Annotated in this window: 23 protein-coding genes; 7 read left to right on the top strand and 16 right to left on the bottom strand. The window is 68.2% G+C overall.

Features of this window, described 5'->3' with window-relative positions:
• Positions 1-60 precede the first annotated feature (60 nt).
• The 3 genes from bktB (at position 61) to AC3WON_RS12535 (ending at position 3,258) form a co-directional block, all read left to right on the top strand.
• Positions 61-1,245, top strand: coding sequence for a beta-ketothiolase BktB (gene bktB / locus AC3WON_RS12525; RefSeq protein WP_492321369.1), 1,185 nt, complete (start codon positions 61-63; stop codon positions 1,243-1,245).
• Between the two features lie 8 nt (positions 1,246-1,253).
• Complete coding sequence (locus tag AC3WON_RS12530; protein WP_492351935.1) at positions 1,254-1,868, top strand: hypothetical protein; 615 nt, start codon at positions 1,254-1,256, stop codon at positions 1,866-1,868.
• A gap of 166 nt (positions 1,869-2,034) precedes the next feature.
• Entirely contained in the window at positions 2,035-3,258 is a 1,224-nt protein-coding gene (locus tag AC3WON_RS12535) for a cystathionine beta-lyase (protein ID WP_492351936.1), read from the top strand.
• 6 nt (positions 3,259-3,264) lie between these two features.
• Here AC3WON_RS12535 and AC3WON_RS12540 read toward each other — a convergent pair whose 3' ends face one another.
• The 8 genes from AC3WON_RS12540 to mfd all read right to left on the bottom strand — a co-directional run bounded on the left by AC3WON_RS12540 (position 3,265) and on the right by mfd (position 13,247).
• On the bottom strand, positions 3,265-3,504 hold the full coding sequence (locus tag AC3WON_RS12540) for a DUF2789 domain-containing protein (protein ID WP_010810122.1): 240 nt from the start codon (positions 3,502-3,504) through the stop codon (positions 3,265-3,267).
• A 117-nt stretch (positions 3,505-3,621) separates the two neighbouring features.
• Complete coding sequence (locus AC3WON_RS12545; RefSeq protein WP_492351937.1) at positions 3,622-5,271, bottom strand: PepSY-associated TM helix domain-containing protein; 1,650 nt, start codon at positions 5,269-5,271, stop codon at positions 3,622-3,624.
• Positions 5,272-5,282: 11 nt separating this feature from the next.
• Positions 5,283-5,594, bottom strand: a complete 312-nt coding sequence (locus AC3WON_RS12550) for a hypothetical protein (protein ID WP_492321373.1) — start codon at positions 5,592-5,594, stop codon at positions 5,283-5,285.
• Positions 5,591-5,878: a hypothetical protein gene (locus tag AC3WON_RS12555; RefSeq protein WP_492321374.1), complete on the bottom strand. Its 288-nt coding sequence runs from the start codon at positions 5,876-5,878 to the stop codon at positions 5,591-5,593. Before AC3WON_RS12555 ends, AC3WON_RS12550 begins: the two co-directional genes overlap by 4 nt.
• A gap of 213 nt (positions 5,879-6,091) precedes the next feature.
• The gene (gene serB, locus AC3WON_RS12560; RefSeq protein WP_492351938.1) at positions 6,092-6,946 is read right to left on the bottom strand and encodes a phosphoserine phosphatase SerB; all 855 of its coding nucleotides are present in this window, start codon (positions 6,944-6,946) and stop codon (positions 6,092-6,094) included.
• Positions 6,947-7,035: 89 nt separating this feature from the next.
• Complete coding sequence (locus AC3WON_RS12565; protein WP_492351939.1) at positions 7,036-8,403, bottom strand: amidohydrolase; 1,368 nt, start codon at positions 8,401-8,403, stop codon at positions 7,036-7,038.
• A 106-nt stretch (positions 8,404-8,509) separates the two neighbouring features.
• On the bottom strand, positions 8,510-9,727 hold the full coding sequence (argE, locus tag AC3WON_RS12570) for an acetylornithine deacetylase (RefSeq protein ID WP_492321377.1): 1,218 nt from the start codon (positions 9,725-9,727) through the stop codon (positions 8,510-8,512).
• 70 nt (positions 9,728-9,797) lie between these two features.
• Entirely contained in the window at positions 9,798-13,247 is a 3,450-nt protein-coding gene (mfd, locus tag AC3WON_RS12575) for a transcription-repair coupling factor (protein WP_492351940.1), read from the bottom strand.
• Positions 13,248-13,396: 149 nt separating this feature from the next.
• Between mfd and ispD the strand changes: the two genes are divergently transcribed.
• Both ispD and ispF read left to right on the top strand, forming a co-directional pair.
• Entirely contained in the window at positions 13,397-14,209 is an 813-nt protein-coding gene (gene ispD / locus AC3WON_RS12580) for a 2-C-methyl-D-erythritol 4-phosphate cytidylyltransferase (RefSeq protein ID WP_492321379.1), read from the top strand.
• 4 nt (positions 14,210-14,213) lie between these two features.
• The gene (gene ispF, locus AC3WON_RS12585) at positions 14,214-14,723 is read left to right on the top strand and encodes a 2-C-methyl-D-erythritol 2,4-cyclodiphosphate synthase (RefSeq protein ID WP_010810113.1); all 510 of its coding nucleotides are present in this window, start codon (positions 14,214-14,216) and stop codon (positions 14,721-14,723) included.
• On the opposite strand, the gene AC3WON_RS12590 is transcribed toward ispF, so the two are convergent.
• The 6 genes from AC3WON_RS12590 to ompR all read right to left on the bottom strand — a co-directional run bounded on the left by AC3WON_RS12590 (position 14,724) and on the right by ompR (position 20,588).
• Positions 14,724-15,299: a GNAT family N-acetyltransferase gene (locus AC3WON_RS12590; RefSeq protein WP_010810112.1), complete on the bottom strand. Its 576-nt coding sequence runs from the start codon at positions 15,297-15,299 to the stop codon at positions 14,724-14,726.
• A gap of 183 nt (positions 15,300-15,482) precedes the next feature.
• A complete protein-coding gene (locus AC3WON_RS12595) occupies positions 15,483-16,004 on the bottom strand; it encodes a carboxymuconolactone decarboxylase family protein (RefSeq protein WP_492351941.1) in 522 nt (173 codons plus the stop codon).
• Between the two features lie 106 nt (positions 16,005-16,110).
• Positions 16,111-16,659, bottom strand: coding sequence for a peroxiredoxin (locus AC3WON_RS12600; RefSeq protein ID WP_010810110.1), 549 nt, complete (start codon positions 16,657-16,659; stop codon positions 16,111-16,113).
• Between the two features lie 295 nt (positions 16,660-16,954).
• A complete protein-coding gene (locus AC3WON_RS12605; protein WP_492321381.1) occupies positions 16,955-18,256 on the bottom strand; it encodes an MFS transporter in 1,302 nt (433 codons plus the stop codon).
• A gap of 235 nt (positions 18,257-18,491) precedes the next feature.
• Complete coding sequence (locus AC3WON_RS12610; protein ID WP_011615097.1) at positions 18,492-19,841, bottom strand: ATP-binding protein; 1,350 nt, start codon at positions 19,839-19,841, stop codon at positions 18,492-18,494.
• A gap of 24 nt (positions 19,842-19,865) precedes the next feature.
• A complete protein-coding gene (gene ompR / locus AC3WON_RS12615; RefSeq protein WP_010810107.1) occupies positions 19,866-20,588 on the bottom strand; it encodes an osmolarity response regulator transcription factor OmpR in 723 nt (240 codons plus the stop codon).
• A 314-nt stretch (positions 20,589-20,902) separates the two neighbouring features.
• Here ompR and AC3WON_RS12620 point away from each other — a divergent pair, with 314 nt between their 5' ends.
• Positions 20,903-21,250, top strand: a complete 348-nt coding sequence (locus AC3WON_RS12620; RefSeq protein WP_492321383.1) for a hypothetical protein — start codon at positions 20,903-20,905, stop codon at positions 21,248-21,250.
• Between the two features lie 45 nt (positions 21,251-21,295).
• Here AC3WON_RS12620 and AC3WON_RS12625 read toward each other — a convergent pair whose 3' ends face one another.
• Positions 21,296-22,558: a Zn-dependent hydrolase gene (locus AC3WON_RS12625; RefSeq protein WP_492321384.1), complete on the bottom strand. Its 1,263-nt coding sequence runs from the start codon at positions 22,556-22,558 to the stop codon at positions 21,296-21,298.
• 43 nt (positions 22,559-22,601) lie between these two features.
• Positions 22,602-23,438 carry a presqualene diphosphate synthase HpnD gene (hpnD, locus tag AC3WON_RS12630; RefSeq protein WP_492321385.1) on the bottom strand — a complete coding sequence of 279 codons (837 nt, stop codon included), beginning with the start codon at positions 23,436-23,438 and terminating at the stop codon, positions 22,602-22,604.
• Between the two features lie 382 nt (positions 23,439-23,820).
• On the opposite strand from hpnD, the gene AC3WON_RS12635 reads away from it, so the two are divergent.
• Positions 23,821-24,978: an efflux RND transporter periplasmic adaptor subunit gene (locus tag AC3WON_RS12635; protein WP_492321386.1), complete on the top strand. Its 1,158-nt coding sequence runs from the start codon at positions 23,821-23,823 to the stop codon at positions 24,976-24,978.
• Positions 24,979-24,981 lie beyond the last annotated feature (3 nt).

The following is a 24,981-nucleotide window of genomic DNA, read 5'->3' on the forward strand; positions in this document are numbered from 1 at the left end:
CGATTTCGTCCGCGTCCCGCTATACTGTGCGGTGCAACATAACCTCATGGAGACAAAGTCATGACGCGTGAAGTGGTAGTGGTAGGCGGTGTCCGTACCGCGATCGGGACCTTTGGCGGCAGCCTGAAGGATGTGGCGCCGGCGGAGCTGGGTGCACTGGTGGTGCGCGAGGCGCTGGCGCGCGCGCAGGTGTCGGGCGACGATGTCGGCCACGTGGTGTTCGGCAACGTGATCCAGACCGAGCCGCGCGACATGTATCTGGGCCGCGTCGCGGCCGTCAACGGCGGGGTGACGATCAACGCCCCCGCGCTGACCGTGAACCGCCTGTGCGGCTCGGGCCTGCAGGCCATCGTCAGCGCCGCGCAGACCATCCTGCTGGGCGATACCGACGTCGCCATCGGCGGCGGCGCGGAAAGCATGAGCCGCGCCCCGTACCTGGCGCCGGCGGCGCGCTGGGGCGCACGCATGGGCGACGCCGGCCTGGTCGACATGATGCTGGGTGCGCTGCACGATCCCTTCCATCGCATCCACATGGGCGTGACCGCCGAGAATGTCGCCAAGGAATACGACATCTCGCGCGCGCAGCAGGACGAGGCCGCGCTGGAATCGCATCGCCGCGCTTCGGCAGCGATCAAGGCCGGCTACTTCAAGGACCAGATCGTCCCGGTGGTGAGCAAGGGCCGCAAGGGCGACGTTACCTTCGACACCGACGAGCACGTGCGCCATGACGCCACCATCGACGACATGACCAAGCTCAGGCCGGTCTTCGTCAAGGAAAACGGCACGGTCACGGCAGGCAATGCTTCGGGCCTGAACGACGCCGCCGCCGCGGTAGTGATGATGGAGCGCGCCGAAGCCGAGCGCCGCGGCCTGAAGCCGCTGGCCCGCCTGGTGTCGTACGGCCATGCCGGCGTGGACCCGAAGACCATGGGCATTGGCCCGGTGCCGGCGACGAAGATCGCGCTGGAGCGCGCCGGCCTGCAGGTGTCGGACCTGGACGTGATCGAAGCCAACGAAGCTTTTGCCGCACAGGCGTGCGCGGTGACCAAGGCGCTCGGCCTGGATCCGGCCAAGGTCAACCCGAACGGCTCGGGCATCTCGCTGGGCCACCCGATCGGCGCCACCGGTGCCCTGATCACGGTGAAGGCGCTGCATGAACTGAACCGCGTGCAGGGCCGCTACGCGCTGGTGACGATGTGCATCGGCGGCGGGCAGGGCATTGCCGCCATCTTCGAGCGTATCTGAGGTTAGCCTTGCGCCTGGCTTCGCTGACGAAGAACCTCTGGACGCTCGGCCTGGCCGCCGTGCTCGCGCTGGCGGGCACGGTGCAGGCAGCGCCGGGCACCGAGCTGTCGACTGGCCCGGTGATCGGCGGGGAAGGCCTGGGCATCAACCAGGCCATTCGCGACGGCGAAGCCCGGCGCGGCGGCACCTCGCTTTCCACTGGTGCGCCAAGACCTCTGGCGCCGCGGCCGGAGTATGCGTCGCTGCCGGTCTATGTCGGCAAGGTCGGCGACCAGCCGGTGCGGTTGCGCCTGGGCCCCAAGCCTGACGAGCGCGACAGCGTGCGCGGAGAATACGCCGGCCGTGGCGCCGGTGTGCGCCTGCTGGCCGGCGAGTGGGAGGACGGCGCTTTCCTGATGGAGGAGTCCGACGACGGCACCCGCGTATCGGGCAACTGGGAAGGCAGCATCGACGCCAGCGGCGCCGTGCGCGGCACCTGGACCGACGCGTTCAACCCGGCCATCGTGCTGCCGTTCTTTATCCGCCCTCTGGGCGTGCTCGTGATCCCCCCGTTCGACATGACACCCAACAGCGGCGTCACCTACGCGCCGCCACCGCCGAAGTCCTCGATTTCCGGCTGGTAAGCCACTTCCTGGTGCCCGCCGTTGCCATCGCCGGTGGCGCGGCCGGCATTTGCTGGTAAGCTCGGAGGCTCATCGAGTCTCATTCCTGACCGTGCCGCGCTTCTGCCTGGGCGATACCGCCACGGCAGCGCGCCGTGGCCCGCCAGCAGCCAGCAAGGAAACCGCCGTGTCCGATTCGCCATCCGGCAAGCCCGCGTCGCCCGCCCATTACCTGCAAACCGTTGCGGTCCAGCCCGAGCTGGAGATCGCGACCGGCTTTGCCTCGTTTTCTCCCGCCACGCACCGCGGCTCCACCGTGGTGTTCCGCAACCTGGCCGAACTGCGCGCCCATGGCGACGGTGCCACCACCTACTGGCGCTATGGCCTGCACGCCACGCCGACCAGCGAGGCGCTGTGCCAGCACCTGGCGCTGCTGGAGGGCGCGCGCCACACGCTGCTGCAGCCGTCGGGGCTGGCGGCGATCTCGCTGGTCTACTTCGCGCTGCTCAAGAGCGGCGACGACGTGCTGGTGCCGCACAACGTCTACGGCCCCAACCGCGACCACGGCGAGTGGCTGGCACGCGAATTCGGCGTGGCCGTGCGCTACTACGACCCGATGGACGCTGCTGCGATGGCGGCGATGATCCGGCCGAATACGCGCCTGATCTGGATGGAGTCGCCCGGTTCGGTGACCATGGAAGTGCCCGACAGCGACGCCATCGTCGCCGCGGCCAGGGCGCGAGGCGTGCTGACCGCGATCGACAATACCTGGTCGGCCGGCATCTACTTCCGTCCGTTCGACAAGGGCATCGACATCTCGGTGCAGGCGCTGACCAAGTACCAGTCCGGCGGCAGCGACGTGCTGATGGGCGCGGTGCTGACCTGCGACGATGCGCTGCATGAGCGCCTGAAGCGCACCCGCATGCTGATGGGCTGGGGGGTTTCCGCCGATGACTGCCACCTGGTGCTGCGCGGGCTGCCGAGCCTGCCGGTGCGCCTGGCCGCGCATGACCGTGCGGCCCGCGAAGTGGCGGAGTGGCTGCGCCAGCGGCCCGAGGTTGCGCGCGTGCTGCATCCGGCGCTGCCGGACTGCCCGGGCCACGCCAACTGGCGGCGCGATTTCACCGGTGCCAGCGGGCTCTTTGCCATCATCCTGCGGGCAAGCTATACGCGCCAGCAGGTGGATGCCTTGGTCGAGGCGCTGCAACTGTTTGCGATCGGCTGGTCCTGGGGCGGCGCCCACAGCCTGGCCGTGCCGTACCACGTGCAGGGCATGCGGCCGGCGGGCACATGGCCGCCGGCCGGCTGGCAGGATAGCGGCGAACTGGTGCGGCTTTATATCGGCCTGGAAGACACGCGCGACCTGATCGCCGACCTGCGCCAGGCGCTGGAGGCTACGCTGGCCGCGTAAGCGGCCTCAGGCCGGCTGTCTCAGGGCGAGATTGAGCTGGTCGACGACCTCGGCCCAGTCGGCGTCGTCCAGCAGCTCGTCGCGCAGCAGCGTGGCCTGGGCGGGGGTCCAGAACGGTGCCTCGGCCAGTTCGACATCGTCGGGCAGTGGGGCGTGCGTGCCGATAAAGCTGCGGATGCTGGCTTCGTCGGAGGCCAGGCCGAGTTGGGCGAACAGTTCGGAAAACTGGTGGAAGGTCGATTCCATGGTGGTCGGCTCGATGTTGTTGGCCTGAGATAGTGTAGGGCAGCGGCCGGGCCGGCGCTGCCCGGGAAACAAAAACGGACGCTGCTGCGTCCGTTTTTGCGTGCGGGCGCCATGCGCTCAGGGCGTATCCGTGCTGGGCATGGTCTTGGCGCTCGCGGTGGGCCTGGCGGCCCGGGCTGCCCGGGCTGCCTGCGGCATCGCCCAGACCGACTCCGCCGGCCCGCTGCGCGCGCGGCGCTGCGTGGCGCGGGCCAGGGCGACAAAGCCCGCGGCCAGCGCGATCGCGCCGATATCGAAGCCCGCGATGATCCAGTGCCCGCTGGGGATGCTGTGCAGCAGGTGGTCGCCGGTCAGGAGCGCGTTCGCCAGCGGCACCGTCAGCGAGGCCAGCGCGGCGGCGTAGAGCAATTCCACCGCGGCGCGCACCGGCGGGCGCAGCAGCGCCCAGGCACAGGCCAGGCCAAACACCGTGAAATAGGTGTAGCTCACCGCGCGCTCCGGCCACAGCAGTGCGGCCGGGAAGCACAGCGCCACGCCGATGCAGCAGCCGATGCACACGCCGACCGTGCCCTGCGCCAGCAGCCGGTGCACGCGCGGCTGCTCGGCCTGGCGCAGCTTGCGCCGCGACTCGATCCACAGCAGGTTGCCCGAATAGAACAGGAAGGCGCCGGCCAGCCCGGCCAGCAGGTAGACCAGCCGCACCGGCAACTCGCCGAAGGTGCCGAAATGCAGCGCGTACAGCGCGCTGTAGAGCCCGTGGTTGCTGTCGCGCGTGCCGGCGGTCTGGTTGGCGGTCAGCTGGCCCGCGTTGGGCTCGCCGCTGGCGGCGTGGATGCCGACCGAGCCCAGGTTGCCGAGGGCCTGCGTGCTGGTGCCGCGCACCTCCACCACGGCGTTGGCGTCGCCATGGCGCTGGAAGCGGAACGACTCGGGCGTGAAACGCTCGCCGCCGTGCTCGCGCGCGATCTGCATCAGCGTTGCCGTGGGCATGGTCGGCACCGCGCGGTTGGCCGCGGCCACTTCCGGCACGGCGGTGGTGGCGCGGGGTACCGCCTCGAACAGGCGGCCGTCGAAGGTCAGCGTGTTGAACACCATCATCAGCACCAGCGACAGGCAGAACAGTGCGCCGGTGATGGCAAAGACCAGGTGGAAGGGCAGGCTGAACAGGCCCAGCACGTTGTGGGTGTCCATCCAGAAACGCTTCAGGTTGCGACCGGGGCGCACCGCGAACAGGTCCTTCTTCAGCCGCGGCAGGTGCAGCAGCACGCCCGACACCAGCGCCAGCCCGTACAGCACCGAGATCGCGCCCATGAAATAGATGCCGCCGACCGGGATCCCCAGCGAGTAGTGCAGGCTATTCAGGAACGCCGACAGCTCGCCGATCACGTGGTCGCGCGAGGTGTCGCGCTGCATCGCGGCGTCGCCTGCCAGGCGGGCGTCAGTGGTCATCTGCCACTCGCCGGCCTTGTCCTGCCAGTAGGCCGAGATATTGGGCTCGCCCTCCGAAGGCATGATCACGTATGAGCTGGCCGCGGCCTCGGGGTGGATCGCGACCAGCTTCTGCATGAAGCGGTCGACTGCGGCCGGGTCGGCCTTGGCCTCGACCGGCGCGCTGCCCTTGAGCCGCGACGGCGACTGCCATACATGCAGTTCGTGGTGGAACACGGTGACCGCCCCGGCAAAGAAGGCGATAAACAAGGCCCAGCCGGCCATCAGGCCGACCCAGGTATGCAGCGTCTGGTACAGGCGCAGGGTTGCGGTTTTCATGATGGGCTTTCTCAGGAGGCGGGCAGGACGGCCAGTGCAGCCGGCGCCAGGCCGGCCAGGCGCAACACCCACAGCGCGCCGAAGCAGAGCAGGTTGGCGCCACCCAGCCAGATCCAGGCGGTGCGGCTGGAACGGAACAGCAGGCTGGCGCTGATGATGGCCACCCACACCGGCAGGCAGGCCACCACGGCCGCGACGATGCCGGTCTCCCAGCCGCCCGGCAGCCACAGGATCAACAGCGTGCACAGCGCCACCGCCAGCGGCAGCCCGAGCAGCGCGCCGGCCAGCCATTTGGTGCCCATCGCGGATTGGTCTGCGCTCATGCCCGTTGCTCCCGCGCTGCCCGGCGCTTGCGCGCGGCATGGGTGCCGATGAAGGGCCATACCGACAGCGCGCAGGGCACGGTCACCAGGCTGGCGGCAATGGCCACGGGCCAGCCGTCGGTGGTGCTCCACAGCCAGGTGCTGACGATGACCAGGGCCAGGCCCAGCCAGCCCAGCATACGCGGTTGCGTGACCCTGCCGGGCGGCAGCAGGACCTGGTTGGGCGCGGCCAGGTACAGGCACGCAGCCGCAGCCAGGCCAAGAAGGGCAGCCAGAACTTGCATGGGGAAATGTCAGATAAACGAAACATTAATGGTAATGATTCGCATTTGAAGAGGCAAGCGCTAAGTAGTCGTTGCGTCTCAGTAGGGATTTATCTGCACTTGGTGGAAGGATTTGCGCTGGCTGTTGCGATTAGTCGCTGGCGCCCCGGGCGGACGGGGCCGGCCGGGCGCTTGCCGCCCGGCGCGCATTGCCGCGTTTGCCGCGGCCCGGGATCAGTGCGGGAACAGCGCCAGCAGGCCGTCCAGCCCGACGTGGTTGAACGCGACGCTGGCTTGCGTGCGCACCACCGGCTTGGCCCGGAAGGCCACCGACAGGCCGGCCACGGCCATCATCTTCAGGTCGTTGGAGCCATCACCCATGACAATGGCCTGGTCCGCCGTGGCGCCGATCCGGGCGCAGACTTCCTGCACGGTGCGGGCCTTGACGTCGGCGTTGACGATCTCGCCGACGACATTGCCGGTCAGCTTGCCGTCGATGATCTCCAGCGTATTGGCGCGGGTCACGTCGAGCTGGAGCCGTGCCTTGAGCTTCTCGGTGAAATGCACGAAGCCGCCCGACACCAGCAGCGTGCGCAGGCCCAGCGCCTGCACGGTCTGCAGCATGCGCTCGGCGCCCGGCGACAGCCGCAGGCGCTCTTCATAGACGCGGTCCAGCACGCTGGCGTCCAGCCCCTTGAGCAGGGCCACGCGGCGGCGCAGGCTTTCGTTGAAATCGGTGATCTCGCCGCGCATGGCGGCTTCGGTGATGGCCGAGACCTCGGCCTTGAGGCCGCAGAAGTCCGCGATCTCGTCGATGCACTCGATCGTGATCAGGGTCGAGTCCATGTCCATCGCCACCAGGCGGAAGTCGGACAGCTTGCGCCCCGCGGGCACCACTGCCCAGTCGATCGCGCGCGGGCCGCAGAAATCGTCCAGCGCATCGCGCAGCGCCGGCGTCAGCGGCGCGCATTCCTCGGCGGCGGCCACGGTGTCGCTGCGCAGCACCAGTTCAGAGGCGCGGGCCAGGGTGCGGGCGGTGTCGAGGTCGGCTGGGGAAAGCGGGGCGGTGCTCTGGAGGATCAGGGGCATGGCGGATGAAGATCGGGCGCTTGCCGCGCGGGGCTGCAACGCGGCAAAACCGCTATTGTAGCCCCGCCGCAGCGCCCCGGGCGAGCCGCTCAGCGCTGCGCCATCACCATGTAGTCCACGGTCAGGCTGGACAGGGCGCGCACGCCGTTGATCAGCGCCGGCTCGTCCACATAGAACTCAGGGGAGTGGTTGGAAGGCGCCTTGGTCACATCCTGGCCCTTGGGCGTCACCCCGAGGTTGAAGAACAGCCCCGGGACCTTCTCCTGGTAGAACGAGAAGTCCTCCGACGCGGTCGCCTTGGGCGTGATCATCCAGTTGCCTTCGCCGGCCACGCGCTGCAGCGTGGGCGCCATCTTCTCGGTCAGGGCCGGCTGGTTGATGGTGGCGTTATACAGCTCCACCACGCGGAAGCTGGCCTCGGCGCCGGCGCTGGTGGCGATGGCCTCGGTGGTGCGCTTCATGCGGGCATGGATGTCCTTCTTCATGCCTTCGTCATAGGTGCGCACGGTGCCCATCATCTCGACCTTCTCCGGCACGATGTTCATGCGGTTGCCGCCGTGGATGGTGCCCACGGTGATCACCGACGGCTCCAGCATGGCGTTGACCTGGCGGCTCTGGATGGTCTGCAGGCCCATCACGATCTGCGATGCCACCACGATCGGGTCGATCCCGCCCCACGGCCGCGCGCCGTGGGTCTGGCGGCCCTTGATGTCGATCCAGAACTGGTCGGCCGCCGCCATCGAGGGGCCGCTGCGCCAGCCCAGCTTGCCCGATTCGATGCCGCTGCTCACGTGCAGGCCGAAGATCGCGTCGACCTTGGGATTGTCCAGCACGCCCTCGGACACCATCTGCTTGGCGCCCCAGGTGTTGGAGCCATTGGGTTCGAAGTCGGCCGGGCTTTCCTCGGCCGGCTGGAAGATGAACTTGACCGTGCCGGGCAGCTGGTCCTTCATGCCGGCCAGCACTTCGGCGGTGGCCATCAGGATCGCCACGTGGGTGTCATGGCCGCAGGCGTGCATCACGTCCACTTCCTTGCCCAGGTACTGGCCCTTGGCCTTCGACGCGAACGGCACGTCCACGCGTTCCTTGACCGGCAGCGCATCCATGTCGGCGCGCAGCGCCACCACCGGACCGGGCTTGCCGCCCTTGAGCACGCCGACCACGCCGGTCTTGGCCACGCCCGTCTTCACTTCCATGCCGAGCTTGCGCAGGTGGTCGGCCACCAGCTTGGCGGTGCGCGTCTCGTAGTTGCCCAGTTCCGGATGCTGGTGGATATCGCGGCGCCACGCGATGAGTTGTTTCTCGACGGCCTTGGCGCGGGTTTCGATCTGGGCGTGCAGGGTTTCGGCGCCTTGCGTCTGGGCCTGCGCGGTGTTGCAGAGCAGGCCGGTGGCGAGCGCCAGGGTGGCGAGGGCAAAGCGGGTGGTGGAACGGTATGCGGTTTGACGTGCAGCCATGCAGGATCTCCTTCGTTGTTGTTGGTTTGATGCTGGCAGGACGTTGGCTTCTTGGTGAATCCGGACGTATCGACGAAGTGCAAGCGACAAAGCCGCGCCGACCTTGTCAGTCCGCCACGCGCAGGCTGTCGACCACCTTGTGCAGGAACGCCTCGCAAGCAGCCAGCTGCTCCAGCGCAACAAACTCATCCGGCTTGTGCGCCTGCTGGATATCGCCAGGCCCGCACACCACGGCCGGAATGCCGGCGCGCTGGAACAGGCCGGCCTCGGTGCCATATGCCACCTTGTTGGTGTCGCGGTCGGCAGTCAGCGCGCGCACCAGCTGCGTGATGGCTTCCTGCTCGGCCACGTCCAGCGACGGAGCTGCGGCGATCTTGCTCAGCGTCAGGCCGGCGTCGGCATGCTCGGCGCGCATCTTCGGCAGCAGCACGTCGTTGGCGTAGGCCTGGATGCGGGAGTAGATGGCTTCGGGATCCACGCCGGGCAGGTTGCGGAACTCGAACACGAACTCGCATAGTGCCGGGATGGTGTTCAGCGCGATGCCGCCCTGGATGGTGCCGGTCTGCGCGGTGGTGTAGGGCACGTCGAAGGCCTGGTCGTAGGGGCCGTTGGCCTTGAACTCATCGGCGATGTCGCGGATGAAACAAATCAGGCGCGCGGCGTATTCGATCGCATTGACGCCGCGCGGCGTCAGCGACGAGTGCGCGGCCTGGCCCCTGACACAGCAACGGTAGGCGTTGATGCCCTTGTGCGCGACGATCACGCGCATGCTGGTGGGTTCGCCGACGATGCAGCCGCCGGGCGTCACGCCGCGGTCGCGCAGTTCGGCCAGCAGGTAGGGTGCGCCCATGCAGCCGATCTCTTCGTCGAAGGACAGCGCGTAGTGCACCGGCTCGCGCAGGCTGGCCTGCAGGATGGCCGGCAGCAGCGACAGGCTGGTGCCGATAAAGCCTTTCATGTCGCAGGTGCCGCGGCCGTAGAGTTTGTCGTCGCGCACCACCGGCTTGAACGGGTCGGTGGTCCAGTCCTGGCCGTCCACCGGCACCACGTCGGTATGGCCAGAGAGCACGATGCCGCCGTTGGTGTTGCCGTCGGCGGCGGGCACGGTGACGAACAGGTTGGCCTTGTCCTGCTGCGGGTTGTAGCTCAGATGCGGCTTCAGCCCCTTGGCCAGGAAATGGTCGCGCACCGACTCGATCAGGCCCAGGTTGGAGTTGCGGCTGGTGGTGTCGTACGCGACCAGCCGCTGGGTCCATTCAAGCGCGCTGCCGCGCGCGGCGGTTTCGGTGACGGGCTGGCGGGAGGAAGCGGCTTGGGCGGGCATGGGGGCGTTATCGCTAACTTGTTAAGGAATCGATGCTACACCCGGCCGCGCGCCGCGTCCATGCAGGACGCTAGGCCAGTTGCCGCAACGTGTGCTTGATGGTCTGCGCGCGGATCGCCACGTCCGGCATCTTGGCCTCGATGCGCAGCTTGTCCTGCCCGGCCAGCTTGATATGGCGGTTCTTCTGCACCAGGTCGATGATGCGCATCGCGTCGATCGGCGGGTTGGGCACGAACTGCACGCTGATGGTGACCTCGCCCGCATCGATCTTGCGCACGCCCAGCGGCGCCGCTGCGATGCGCAGCCGGTGGGTCTCGACCAGCGCCTGCGCCTGCGCCGGCAGCCGGCCGAAGCGGTCGATCAGCTCTTCCTGGATATCGTCCACGCGCTCGGCGGTCTCGCAGTTGGCCAGCCGCTTGTACAGCGACAGCCGCTCGTGCACGTCGGCGCAGTAGTCGTTGGGCAGCAGCGCCGGCGTGCCCAGGTTGATCTCGGTGGTGGCGGCCAGCGGCGCCATCAGGTCGGGCTCCTTGCCCGCCTTGAGCGCCTTGACCGCGGCGTTGAGCATGTCGGTGTAGAGCTGGAAGCCGATCTCGTGGATCTCGCCCGACTGCTTGTCGCCCAGCACCTCGCCCGCGCCGCGGATTTCCAGGTCGTGCATGGCCAGGTAGAAGCCCGAGCCCAGTTCCTCCATCTGCTGGATCGCTTCGAGCCGGCGCTGCGCCTGCTTGGTCAGGCCTTCGACGTCATGCACCAGCAGGTAGGCATAGGCCTGGTGGTGCGAGCGCCCGACCCGGCCACGCAGCTGGTGCAGTTGCGCCAGGCCGAACTTGTCCGAGCGGTGGATCAGGATGGTGTTGGCGGTCGGCACGTCGATGCCGGTCTCGATGATGGTGGTGCACAGCAGGATGTTGTCGCGGCGCGCGACGAAGTCGCGCATCACGCGCTCCAGCTCGCGCTCATGCATCTGGCCGTGCGCGACGGCAATGCGCGCTTCCGGCACCAGCTCGGCCAGCCGCGCGCGCTTGTTCTCGATGGTCTCGACCTCGTTGTGCAGGAAGTAGACCTGGCCGCCGCGCTTGAGCTCGCGCAGGATAGCCTCGCGGATCACGCCGTCTTCCTCGCGCCGCACGAAGGTCTTGATCGCCAGCCGCTTCTGCGGCGCGGTCGCGATCACCGAAAAGTCGCGCAGCCCTTCCAGCGCCATGCCCAGCGTGCGCGGGATCGGCGTGGCGGTCAGGGTCAGCACGTCGACCTCGGCGCGCAGGGTCTTCAGCGCCTCCTTCTGGCGCACGCCGAAGCGGTGTTCTTCGTCGATGATGACCAGCCCCAGGCGCTCGAACCTGACCTGGTCGGACAGGATCTTGTGGGTGCCGATGACGATGTCGACGGTGCCTTCGTTGATCTGCTTGATGGCCGCGTCGATCTCTTTCTTGGTCTTGAAGCGCGACAGCTCGACGATGCGCACCGGCCATTCGGCAAAGCGGTCTGACAGCGTCTGGAAATGCTGCTCGGCCAGCAGCGTGGTCGGTGCCAGCATCGCCACCTGCTTGCCGCCCAGCACCGCGACAAAGGCCGCGCGCAGCGCCACCTCGGTCTTGCCGAAGCCCACGTCGCCGCACACCAGCCGGTCCATCGGCTTGCCCGAGGTCATGTCGGCGATCACCGCGGCAATGGCGGCGGCCTGGTCCGGCGTTTCCTCGAAGCCGAAGCTTTCGGCGAAGGTCTCGTAGTCCTTGGGCGAGAGCGGGAAGGCAAAGCCCTCGCGCGCGGCGCGGCGCGCGTACAGGTTGAGCAGCTCGGCGGCGGTGTCGCGGATCTGCTGGGCTGCCTTGCGCTTGGCCTTGTCCCACTGGCCCGAGCCCAGGTGGTGCAGCGGCGCGGTATCGGGATCGGCGCCGGAATAGCGCGAAATCACATGCAGCTGGTGCACCGGCACGTACAGCTTGCTGCCCTTGTCGTAGTCCAGGTGCAGGAATTCCTCGTCGCCCTGGCCCATGTCGAGCGTGACCAGGCCCTGGTAGCGGCCGATGCCGTGCTCGCTGTGCACCACCGGGTCGCCGATCTTCAGCTCGGCCAGGTCGCGCACCATCGAGTCGACGGCCGAGGCCTGCTCCTGCTTGCGGCGACCGGTGCGGCGCGCGGTGCCGGCGTACAGCTCGGCCTCGGTGACAAAGGCGATCCGCCCCTGCGGCAGCGCAAAGCCGCTCTGCAGCGGCGCCACCGCGATCGAGAAATGCGCTTCGCCGGCCAGGAACGCGGCAAAGTCGTCCACTGGCTGCGGGCGCAGGCCGCTTTCGGCAAAGAGCTGCAGCAGGGTCTCGCGCCGCCCGGCCGAGTCGGCGCACATCAGCACGCGGGTCTGCTTGTCGAGCAGCAGTGCTTCCAGGTTGACCAGCGGATCATCGGCGCGGCGGTTCACCGCGACGTCGGGCAGGATGGCCGAGAACGCCGCCTGGTCCGCATTGGCTTCGGCCTGCAGCACCAGGCGCGCCATCGGCTTGGCGGCGACGAAGAACTGCTCCTCGGACAGGAACAGGTCCGCGGGCGGCAGCAGCGGGCGCTCGCGGTCGTGGCGCATGAAGTTGTAGCGCTGCGTGGTATCGGCCCAGAAGCGGCGGATGGCCTCGTCGACATTGCCGGCGAATGCGAGCTGCGTATCGGCGGGCAGGTAGTCGAACACGGTCGCGCTGTGCTCGAAGAACAGCGGCAGGTAGTACTCGATGCCGGCCGACGGCACGCCGTTGCCGATGTCCTTGTAGATCGGCGACTTGGTCGGGTCGCCTTCGAACACCTCGCGCCAGCGGCCGCGGAAGGCGGTGCGCGCGGCTTCGTCGAGCGGGAACTCGCGCCCGGGCAGCAGCCGCACTTCCTTGACCGGGTACAGGCTGCGCTGGGTGTCGGGGTCGAAGGCGCGGATGGTCTCGATCTCGTCGCCGAACAGGTCGATCCGGTACGGCAGCGCCGAGCCCATCGGGTACAGGTCGATCAGGCCGCCGCGCACGCTGTATTCGCCGGGGCGCATCACCGCGCTGACGTGCTCGTAGCCGGCCAGCGTGAACTGGGCCTTGAGCGCCGCTTCATCCAGCCGCTCGCCCTGCTTGAAGAAGAAGGTGTAGGCGGCCAGGAACGCGGGCGGCGCCAGCCGGTACAGCGCGGTGGTGGCCGGCACCAGCATCACGTCGCATTGCCCGGTCTGGATGTCGTGCAGCGTGGCCAGGCGCTCTGACACCAGGTCCTGGTGCGGCGAGAAGCTGTCGTAGGGCAGTGTTTCCCAGTCGGGCAGCAGGCGCACGCGCAGTTCGGGCGCGAACCAGGGGATTTCCTCGGCCAGGCGCTGGGCATCGACGGCGTGGGAGCAGACCACGGCCAGCATCGGCGCGCGCTCGCGGTGCTGCCGAGCGTACGCGGCCACAGCCAGCGCATCGGCCGAGCCGCGCAGCCCGGCCACGCTGTGGCGCAGCCCCGGCTTGACCAGCGGCAGGTTGACAAAGGGGAAGGCGGGCTTGGCGTCAGGCATGTGGGCAGCGGGGCGTTCAAAACGACGACACCCCGCCGGCATTGCGGGCGGGGGTCGGAGCAGGGGACCTCAACGGCCCGTGGCGCCTGCCGGGCACGCGTCAATGCGGAATGGCGCGGCATGGCGACGGGCAAGGGCCGTATTATAGAATGCGCACCGGTTGTCCCGCTGGCCATGCTGGCCAGCAGGCGCCCGCGCCTCTTTCACTCAACGCCGATCCTGTGCCCGCTCGCCGCTTTGCCCTGATTCCCTGTGCCGGTACCGGCAGCCGCGCCGGCGGCGCCGTTCCCAAGCAATACCAGACCGTGGCCGGCCGGCCGATGATCTGGTACGCGCTGGCGGCGTTCTCGGCGTGCGACGCCATCAACGCCACCGCGCTGGTGCTGGCGCCCGACGACATGCCGCTGGAATCGCGCTTCGGCGCGGCCGCCTTTGCCGGGCTGCGCTTCGATACCGCCTTTGTCGGCGGCGAGACCCGCCATGCCTCGGTGCTGGCCGGGCTGCACCACCTGGCGCAGCTGGGCGCGACCGACAGCGACTGGGTGCTGGTGCACGATGCCGCGCGCCCGGGCCTGACCCCCGCGATGATCCACGCGCTGGTGCGCGCGGTGGAAAGCGATGGCGACGACGACCCGGACGCCGCCATCGGCGGCATCCTGGCGGTGCCGGTGCCCGACACGCTCAAGCGCGCCCAGGACGACGCCCGCATCGGCGCCACGGTGCCGCGCGAGGGCCTGTGGCAGGCGCAGACGCCGCAGATGTTCCGCCTGGGCGTGCTGCGCCAGGCGCTGCAGGACGCCATGGCGGCCGGCGCGGTGGTGACCGACGAGGCCAGCGCGATCGAGCGTCTGGGGCTGCATCCGCGGCTGGTCAACGGCTCGCTGCGCAATTTCAAGGTGACCTACCCGGAGGACTTCGCACTGGCCGAAGTGCTGCTGGGCAACGATGGCAAAGGAGACTGACCGCATGATGCCTTTCGATATCCGGGTGGGACAGGGCTATGACGTCCACGCGCTGGTGCCCGGCCGCAAGCTGATCCTGGGCGGGGTCGAGATTCCGCACGACCGCGGCCTGCTTGGCCATTCCGATGCGGATGCGCTGCTGCACGCGGTCACCGACGCGCTCTTCGGCGCGGCCGCGCTGGGCGATATCGGCCGCCATTTCCCCGACACCGACGCGCAGTTCGCCGGCGCCGACAGCCGCGTGCTGCTGCGCGAGGCCGCGCGCCGCGTGCGCGAGGCGGGCTATGAAATCGGCAATGTCGATGCCACCGTGATCGCGCAGGCGCCCAAGCTGGCGCCGCATATCGGGGCGATGGTGGCGAACCTGGCGGAGGACCTGGGGATTGCGCGCGGGCGTTGCAACGTCAAGGCCAAGACCAACGAGAAGCTGGGCTTCGAAGGGCGCCAGGAAGGCATCGTGGCGCAGGCCGCAGTGCTGCTCTGGCGCGCCTCGGTGGGCGACGCGCAGGACTGATCAGGGCCGCGCCGCGTCTGGCGCCGTGGCGTTTTCCGGCGGGATCGCGTAGGTATAGTCGATCAGGCGGGCCATTGCGCCGGTGCGCGCACCGGCTTCGGTGCGCTTGGTGAAGCCCATCTGCTGGCACAGCCGGATGGCCGATGCCATTTCCGGCATGGTGCGCACCACCAGCGTTGACGCGCCGATATCGCGCGCGCGCTGGATGCAGATCTGCATCAGCGTGCGGCCCAGGCCCAGGCCGCGCGCCTGCGGGCTGACCGACAGCAGCCGCGCTTCCGGCTGGGTCAGGGTGATGGTGCTGCCGTCCAGTGCCGGCAGCGTGGCGCCCGGATGGCAGAACAGGACGGCCCCCATGATGCCGTGATCGGTTTCCGCCACCCACCACTCCATATCCGGATGGCTGGTCGCCAGCACTGCCTGCATGCCGCGCTGGAACGACGCGCGGCAGTCTTCCATGATGGCCAGCTCATATTGCCCGTAGGCTTGTTGCGTGACGGCGGCGATGTCGCCCCAGTCATGCACCGCCGCGAGGCGGTAGTGGAAGCGGGGGGAAGTCGGCGAAGGCAGGGTCATGGCAGCCTGAAAGTGCGTGTCCTGCCTGGATTGTAGGCCGATCGCCGCACCTGTGCAGCCATGGCGCGGGGCGGTTGCAGGATGGGAACAGCCGGCAACTCCTGATGGGAAGCTGCCGGCTGCTGTGCTACGGCGCCCGTGGCAGGGCACCGCGGAGGGCGCGGGGGCGCGCTGTGGCGGGGCTTATTGCGCGGCGATCACGTTGGCGGCGGCCACGATCACGGCGGCAATGCGGCCGACATCGCGCAGCTGCTGCGCGGTCATGCCCTGTTCATTCTTCAGCAGCTGGTAGTGCGACTTCACGCAGAAGTGGCACTTGCCCACGATCGAGGCGGCCAGCGCGTACATCTCGAAACGGCGCTTGTCCGCGCCGCCATGGGTGGCATAGGCGTTCATGCGCAGGCCGGCCGGCTGGCTGGCCAGGTCCGGATCGTCGGCCATCTCGACGTACGGGTACCAGGTGTTGTTCATGCCCATCAGCGCGGCAGCGGTCAGCGCGCCGTTGGTTTCCTCGGGCGACAGCACGCCGGCATTGCGGATGGCATCCACCAGCACCTTGCTCTGCGCCGCGAATGCCGCCGCCAGCGCCACGCCGACCGCATCGTTGCCTTCCAGCGAGGAGCGCGCGATGGTGCCGTCCACGTTCAGGCGGATGTCCTTGGCGTAATCGGGGATGAGATTCTTAATCGTGCTGAGGAATTCCATTTATTTCTCCTATCGATAGGGGCCCAAAAAACCCGCGCAAGCGGGTTTTGGTGCGGAGGGCAGCGCCCTCCGCGAATCGCGACGGTGTCTGGCGACTGACAGCAAATTACAGCGTGGCGCCACCAACGGCACGGTTGCACGGGCACAGCTCGTCCGTTTGCAGACCGTCCAGGATACGCAGGACTTCTTCCGGGTTGCGGCCCACGTTCAGGTTGTTCACCGACACGTGCTGGATTACGTTGTCCGGGTCGACGATGAAGGTCGCGCGCAGGGCAACGCCGGCAGCGTGGTCACGCACGCCCAGCTGGTCGATCAGCGAACCGGTCACGTCGGCGAATTGCCACTGGTTCAGCTTGTTCAGGTCCTTGTGTTCGCGGCGCCATGCCAGCTTGACGAATTCGTTGTCGGTCGAGCCGCCCAGCACGATCGCGTCGCGGTCGGCGAAGTCGCCGTTCAGCTTGGCGAAGGCAACGATTTCGGTCGGGCAGACGAAGGTGAAGTCCTTCGGGTAGAAGTAGATGATCTTCCACTTGCCTTCGAACGACTTTTCGGTGATGTCTTCGAAAGCCGACTGGCCGTTCTCTTCGTGATTGTTGAAACCCGGCTTGACACCGACGACGTGGAAGGCTTCGAGCTTGTCACCAACGGTCTTCATAGACTATCTCCTGATACGGTTGCAATGAGAGCGGCGCTGCTGCCGCGCGGCTGGCGTGGGCCGGCTACGTGGCTTACCGCGACAAAACGTGATTATGCGTCATCACCAGGTGCCGGGCTAATTGATATTCTCAAAGAGCCCGATAGGCAAGGCATGTGACGCCTGGAGCGAATCCCGGCATGGGAAGCCGCGGCATCGGCCAGGCGGCTTCGATGCGGAAGGGCAAGTATGCCATGCGCGCTGGGCCCGCTTATGGCAAGTTGGTGACGATGGCGGCGAGTTCAACCCGCCGTGTTCAGGCCGGATGCATGACGGGCTCCACTCGTTGCGCCCGGAAGATCACCAGCGTGGCAACCAGTCCGCACAGCGCGGCGAACATCAGCCACAGCCCCGGCGCCGCCTTGTTGCCGGTGGCGTGGATCAGCCAGGTCGAGATTGCCGGGGTGAAGCCGCCGAACAGCGCCGTGGCCAGGCTGTAGGCCAGCGAGAAGCCGGTGGTGCGCACCGCGGGCGGCATGATCTCGGTCAGCGCCACCACCATGGCGCCGTTATAGCTGCCGTACAGGAACGACAGCCACAGCTCCACCATCAGCAGCCGCGAGAACGACGGCTCGGCCACCAGCCATGACACGGCGGGGTACGCGGTCAGCAGCGTCGCCACGGTGAAGAACACCAGCAGTGGCTTGCGTCCGATGCGGTCCGACAGCGCGCCCATCAGCGGCAGCCAGATGAAGTTGGACAGGCCCACGCACATGGTGACGATCAGGTTGTCGGTGTCGTCCAGCTTCAGCACGGTCTTGCCGAAGGTCGGCGTGTATGCGGTGATCATGTAAAACGACACCGTGGTCATCACCACCATCATGCAGCCGGCCAGGATGATGCGCCAGTTGTCCAGCATCGAGCGGTAGATCTCGTCGATGGCGGGGCGGTGCTTGCGCGCCTTGAAGGCCTCGGTCTCTTCCAGCGAACGGCGGATCAGGAACAGGAACGGCACGATCAGGCAGCCCACCAGGAAGGGAATGCGCCAGCCCCATTCATCCATTTGCGCCGGCGCCAGCGTGGCGTGCAGGATCACGCCCAGCAGGCCGGCGAAGATCACCGCCACCTGCTGGCTGCCCGATTGCCACGCGACATAGAAGCCCTTGCGGCCAGGCCTGGCGATTTCCGACAGGTAGACCGAGACGCCGCCCAGCTCAACGCCCGCGGAGAAGCCCTGCAGCAGGCGCCCGGCCAATACCAGCAGCGGCGCGGCCACGCCAATGGTGGCGTAGCCCGGCACGCAGGCAATCAGCAGCGTGCCCATGGCCATCAGCGTCAGCGTCATGATCAGGCCCTTGCGGCGGCCATGGCGGTCGATGTAGGCGCCCAGCACGATCGCACCCAGCGGCCGCATCAGGAAGCCCGCGCCAAAGGTGGCGAGCGAAAGCATCAGCGAGGCGAACTCGTTGCCGCTGGGGAAGAAGGTCCTGGCGATGGCGGCCGCGTAGAAGCCGTACACCATGAAGTCATACATTTCCAGGAAGTTGCCGCTGACGACGCGGAACACGGTGCGGAACCCGTGCTGCCCGGCGGGGGTAGCTGCGGAGGTCTCTGACATGGCTGTCTCTCAGGCACCGCCGGCGGTCCCGGCGGCATGATGGTTCGGAGAAGTCAGCCAGGCGTGCGCGGGTCACGCCGTGTGGGAAGGATTTCGCCGCGCGCCTGATGACGGGCGCCAGTGTGCGCCGCGACCCTGTCATTGCCCTGACGAATGCCTTTCAGAAGGCTATCAAATGCTGTCGAAAACCTGTCAATGCGCCGCGGATGGCGCTCAGGCCGCGCTCAGCTGACGCTTAGGCGCGCCGGAAGCAGGCGCTGACCACCAGCCCCGTGGCCGGGGCGGGGCGGTTGGCCAGCAGCAGCCGGCCACCGTTGCGCTGCATGATGCGGTTGACGATGGACATGCCCAGCCCGGCGCCCTTGGCCTCGCTGCGCGCGGCATCGAGCCGGTAGAAGGGCCGCGTCAGCAGCGACAGCTGGCCGTCGGGCACGCCGTTGCCGTGGTCGGCCACGGTCAGCACGGCTTCCTTGTCGTCCACGCGCGTCGAGATCTCGACCACGGCCATGCCGCTTTGCTCGTCCTTGGCATAGCGGCGCGCGTTCTCGACCAGGTTGTCCAGGATGCGCTGCACTTCCATGCGGTTGGCCACGGCCATCACCGGCTCGTTGGCGCGCACGTGCACGCGCACGTCGTCATGCGCGGCGTAGACGCCCACGGCATCGTGCACCAGCGCCGACAGGTCAACCGGTTCCACGGTTTCCAGCGGCGGGCGCGCGTAGTTGAGGAACTGTCCGATGATGGCGTCCATCTGCTCGATGTCGGCGATCATGGCGTCGCGCGTGGGGGTGTCCATCGGCGACATCTCGGTTTCCAGGCGCAGGCGCGTCAGCGGCGTGCGCAGGTCGTGCGAGATGCCGGCCAGCATCACCACGCGGTCGTCGTCGAGCTGGCGCAGGTCGCGCACCATCTGGTTGAAGCTGTGGTTGGCCAGCGCCACCTCACTGGCGCCGTGCTCGGGCAGCGGCGGCGGGTCGCCGCCGGCACCGATGGCGCGCGCGGCGTTGGCCAGCCGCTTGAGCGGGTAGTTGACGCGCGCGGTGATAAAGGCGGCGCCGATGATCGACAGCAGCAGCGCGGCGATACTCCACCACAGCCACTGGATGCCGGGCACGCGCTCGAAGCGCTCGGGGCTGATCGCCACCCAGTAGTCGTCGCCCTCGATCTCGAAGCTGACCCACACGCCGGGTATGTCGTTGACGGTGGTGGCCAGCACCGTGTCCTCGCCCAGGCGGCTGCGGATCTCCTGCTGCACCAGGGTGGTCAGGAACGGGTTGGCGGTGGGCGCGGCGAAGTCGTCGTCCTTCTCGCGCGGATAGACCTTGATGCCTTCGTTCTGCACCAGGTCGAGCAGCAGGAAGCGCCGCCGCGCGGGGTCGGAATAGAGCAGCGCGGCGCGCGTGAGCTTGACCACGCTGACCACCTGCATGGCGATCTGCTGCGCGCGCGGGGCGCGTTCGAACAGCCGGTAGCTCTGGAACCAGATGCCCAGCGAAATCGCCAGCAGCAGGGCGATAAGCATGAAGGTTCGCCAGAACAGCGAACCAAAGAACCGCGTTGCGGTTCTACCGATAACGGTCGCCACGATGGGAACAGCGGCCGTAATCGGTTATTTCACGCCATCGGGGATGAAGACGTAGCCCAGGCCCCACACCGTCTGGATAAAACGGGGGTTGCTGGGGTCCGGCTCGATCAGCTTGCGCAGGCGCGAGATCTGCACGTCCAGGCTGCGGTCGAAGACTTCATATTCACGGCCGCGTGCCATTTCCATCAGCTTCTCGCGCGACAGCGGCTGGCGCGGATGGCGGGCGAACACCTTGAGGACCGAGAACTCGCCGGTGGTCAGCGTGATTTCCTCGTCGTTCTTGGTCAGCGTGCGCGTGGCCAGGTTCAGCACGAAGTCGCCGAAGGCGAAGGTCTCGGGCGTTTCCGACGGGGCGCCGGGCACTTCGGCCGGGCCCTTGCGGCGCAGCACCGCGTGGATGCGCGCAATCAGCTCGCGCGGGTTGAAGGGCTTGGGCAGGTAGTCGTCGGCGCCCATCTCCAGGCCGACGATGCGGTCCACGTCCTCGCCCTTGGCGGTGAGCATGATGATCGGGGTCTGGTCGTTGGCCCCGCGCAGCCGGCGGCAGATCGACAGGCCGTCTTCGCCCGGCATCATCAGGTCCAGCACCAGCAGGTCGAAACGCTCGCGCAGCCAGAGCTTGTTCATCGCGGTGGCGTTTTCCGCCACCAGCACGGTGAAACCCTGTTCGCCCAGATAGCGGCGCAGCAAATCGCGCAGACGCGGGTCATCGTCGACGACAAGAATCTTGTGGCTGGTATTTTCCATGGCGGTATCTTAGCGACTATCGCTTTCGCTCAAAATGGCTTAACAAAACGTTACATACTTTACCCCGGCGTATGGCAGTGTGCACCAATCGTGCGATTACACTGCGCAATCCGTCTTTTTGGGCGCCGTGCGCGGCAGATTTCCACGCATTTGCAACCGACGAACCACTGTCTCGACCAGCCTGCCTTGCTCGCGCTGGCGCGATGCTTGCAGAGGGCGCGGCGCCGGACGGGGTACCGGAATTCCCGGCTTCGGGACAGTCCATCCAGTCTGTCCAAAGGCTGTTTTTCCCGAAGCCAAGATCGCCATTATCAATGAAAGTGAACCGAACCCGGCACGGGCATCCGCAGCATGGTGTCGCCGGCGCCTGCCTTGCGCTGGCGCTGGCCGTGCTGGCGCTGTGCATTCCGGCCGGGACGGTGCAGGCGCAATCGGCCGGCATGGCCAACCTGCTCAAGCGCCACCCGTCGACCCAGGCCAGCGATCCAGGCAACAGCCAGCGCGAGGCGCGGGCCCGTGCCGAGCGCCATCGCGCCGAGCAGCGCGACGCCGAGCGCCGGCGCGGTGACGAACGCGGCGGCTCGCGCCTGTCGCCGGACGAGCGCCGCAAGCTGCGCAAGAACCTCTACGACTTCGGGCGCGATATCTACCAGGGCGGCTGATCCGTTCTTATCGTGCCGCGCCCCCATGGTACGCCAGTGTGGCGCTCAGGCGCGCGGCTGGAAGTGCCGCAGGAAATCCACGAAGACCTCCGCCGCCAGCTGGGCATCCTCCGCCGTGATGGTTTCCAGCGGGTTGTGGCTGATGCCGCCGTTGCCGCAGCGCACGAACAGCATGGCCACGTCGGTGATGCGCTGCATCATCATGGCGTCGTGGCCGGCGCCGGAGGGCAGCTCGAAGGCCTGCAGCCCGCGCTTCTTCAGCACCGCCCCGAACTGGTCCATCAGCCAGCGCGCGCACGGCGCGTTGTTGACCGGCGGCACGCGCTCCACCTGGGCGGCCAGCCCGCGCCGTTCCGCGATCTGGCCGATGCCGGCCACGATGTCGGCGATGGCGGCCTCGCGGATGCCATCCTCGCCGGCGCGAATATCCATCGAGAAGGTGCAGGCCGCCGGGATGACATTGCTCGACCCGTTGGGCACCTGCAGCTGGCCCACCGTTCCGACCAGCGTCGGCGCCGCCGCGCAGCGCTGCTCCACCAGCAGGATCATCTCGGCAGCGCCCGCGGCGGCGTCGCGGCGCATGCCCATCGGCGTGGTGCCGGCATGGCTGGCCAGGCCTTCGACCCGCACCGCAAAGCGGCTGCTGCCCGCGATCTGCGTGACCACGCCCAGCGGCAGGTCGTGGTGCAGCAGCACCGGGCCCTGCTCGATATGCACCTCGACAAAGCCCAGCAGCGACGCCGGATCGACCGCCGCGGCGCGCAGGGCCTGCAGATCGCCCGCGCCGGGCAGGTCCGATGCCGCCAGTGCCTCGCGCAGTGTGATGCCGTCCGCGTCCTGGCGCTCCAGCAGGGCGGGGTCGAAGCGGCCCGCCAGCACACTGCTGGCCAGGAAGCTGGTCTTGAAGCGCAGGCCCTCCTCTTCGGCGAACCCCACCACTTCAAAGTGATAGGGCAGGCGGATGCCGGCCTGGTTGAGCGCGCCGACCACGGCGATCGGCAGCAGGATGCCAAGCCGTCCGTCATAGCGCCCGCCATTGCGCACGGTGTCGAAGTGCGAGCCGGTCATCAGCACGCGCGCGTCGGGCACGGCCGGGTCGGCTGCATAGCGGCCGATGACGTTGCCGATGGCGTCGATCCGCACCTGCATGCCGGCCGCCTCCATCCACTGCGCAAGCCGGGTCTGCGCGGCGCGGTGGGCCGGGGTCAGGTAGGCGCAGGTAAGGCCGCCTTCCATGTCGGAGAAACTGGCGAGCTGGTTGGCGTGGGCAAGGATGGTGTCGCCGAGGGAGGCGGATGTCTGCGTCATGGCGGTACGGCTTGGCGGGTCGGAGAGGAAAGAGAGCAGGACGCTAGCTGTTGCGCACCCAGGTCTTCCAGGCAATCCACAGCTTGCGCAGCGGGGTCAGCGCAATGCGCTGGTTCAGCACCTGGAACTGGCTCGCTTCCAGTTCGTCGAGCAGCGCGTGGTAGATCGCGCCCATCAGCAGGCCGGCGCGCTGGGCGCGGCGGTCCTGCCTGGGCAGCAGCGCCAGTGCCTCATGGTACAGCGCGCGGGCCCGGCCGGCGTGGTACTGCATCAGCGCGACAAAGCGATCGGAATGCTGGCCCTTCAGGATCTCGGATGCAGGCACCTGGAACTGCTGCAGGGTATTGACCGGCAGGTAGATGCGCCCGCGCCGCGCGTCCTCGCCGACGTCGCGCAGGATATTGACCAGTTGCAGCGACTGGCCAAGCTTCTCGGCAAACACCAGGGTCTGCGGGTCGGTATAGCCGAACAGCCGCGCGCTGAGCGTGCCGACCACGCCGGCCACGCAATGGCAGTAGCGGGCCAGGCCGGGCTCGTCCAGGTAGCGGGTCTGGGTCAGGTCCATTTCCATGCCTTCCAGCACTTCGGACATCTCGCCCTGGGGCAGGCCGGCGCTGCGCACATGCGGCTGCAGGGCCTTGGTGGTCGGATGGGTCGGCTCGCCCTCGAACAGGCGGCGCAGCTCGGCGCGCCACCAGTCCAGCTGCTGGTGGGCCAGGCCAGCATCATGGCTGTCGTCGACCACGTCGTCGACTTCGCGGCACCAGGCGTACAGCGCGGTGATGGCGCGGCGGCGCTCGGCCGGCAGGAACAGGAAGCTGTAATAGAAGCTCGAGCCGCTCTGGGCGACTTTCTCTTGGCAATACTGATCGGGCGTCACGCCGGTCTCGGGTCGAAGATGTGGGGGGAAGCGCCAGCGGCGCGGCGGATTGTAGCATCGCGCCGGGCAGGGTATGGTCGCGCATGCCGAAGCCTGTCGGCGCAGTTCACCGGCCCGGGACGGCAACTGAGTCTTCATTCCAGCGGTTTCGTCGCCTGCCGTTTGACGCACCCGGGGTGCGTCGCTATATTACTGACCGGAAAGTTATTTATTGCCGATGCCGGCTGCGCGCGGCCATCCCCGCGCCTCGACGACTTCCCGGGCGCAGGGGATTGCGCTCACCGGCCAGTCTTGTCAGTGGTTCCATCCGACTTGTTGCCTACCGATGCCAGTGCTTTGCCAAGTGCCGGAAGTTGCGGCTGCAGATTCTCCTGTTGTTACGATGCCGCCGCGCCACCTCCGCCGAGGCGTGGCCGTGGCCACACTTTTGACGGCCAGCCTGCTGGCCCTGGCCGGCTGCGGCAAGAAGGCCGAGCCGGCGCCGGAGGTGCGCCCGGTGCGCCTGATGCAGCTGAGCCCGCACAATGGCAAGACCGCCTTCGAGTTCTCCGGCGACGTGCGCCCGCGCGTGGAGTCGCGGCTGGGCTTCCGCGTCGGGGGCAAGATCGCCGCCAGGCTGGTGGATGTGGGCGCGGTGGTCAGCAAGGGCCAGCCGCTGGCGCGCCTGGACCCCACCGACCTGTCGCTGGCCGAGGCCGGCTCGCGCGCCCAGTTCGAGGCCGCGAAGACTGACCGCGACCTGGCCGCCGCCGACCTGAAGCGCTACAACGACCTGTTCGCCAAGGGCTTTATCAGCGCTGCCGAGCAGCACCGGCGCCAGGCCAACTATGACGCCGCCGAATCGCGGCTGCGCCAGGCCCAGGCCGGGCTGCGCAGCCAGTCCAACCAGACCGGCTACGCGGTCCTGCATGCCGATGCCGACGGCGTGGTCACGGCGATCGATGCCGAGGTGGGCCAGGTGGTGACGCCGGGCCAGCCGGTGGTGCGCGTGGCGCAGACGGCAGAGAAGGAAGTCGCGATCGGCCTGCCCGAAGACCAGGTCGACCTGCTGCGCGGCATTACCGACGTGACCATCCATACCTGGGCCGAGCCGCAGCGCACGCTGCCTGGCCGCGTGCGCGAGATTGCCGCGGCGGCCGACCCGGTCACCCGCACCTATGCCACCCGCGTGACGGTGCCGAACCCGCCCGCCGACCTCAAGCTCGGCATGACCGCGGTGGTGACCTTCATGCGCACCGGCGCCACCCCGGCCATCCGGGTGCCGCTGACCGCGCTGCTGCAGGAGCAGGGCCGCAACCAGGTCTGGATCTATGACGCCGCCGCCGGCACGGTCAAGCCGGTGCCGGTGACGCTGGGCGAGGCCATCGGCAACGAGGTGGAGGTGCGCCAGGGCCTGGCCCCGGGCCAGACCATCGTCACCGCCGGGGTGCACCTTTTGCGCGCAGGCCAGAAGGTGCGACCGCTGCAGACGGTCGCGCCTGCGGCAGGGCCTGCATCGGCCCCGGCATCGGCACCGGCCGCCACCCCGAAGCAGGGGTGAGCG

This window comes from Cupriavidus sp. FW305-46 (assembly GCF_058787075.1).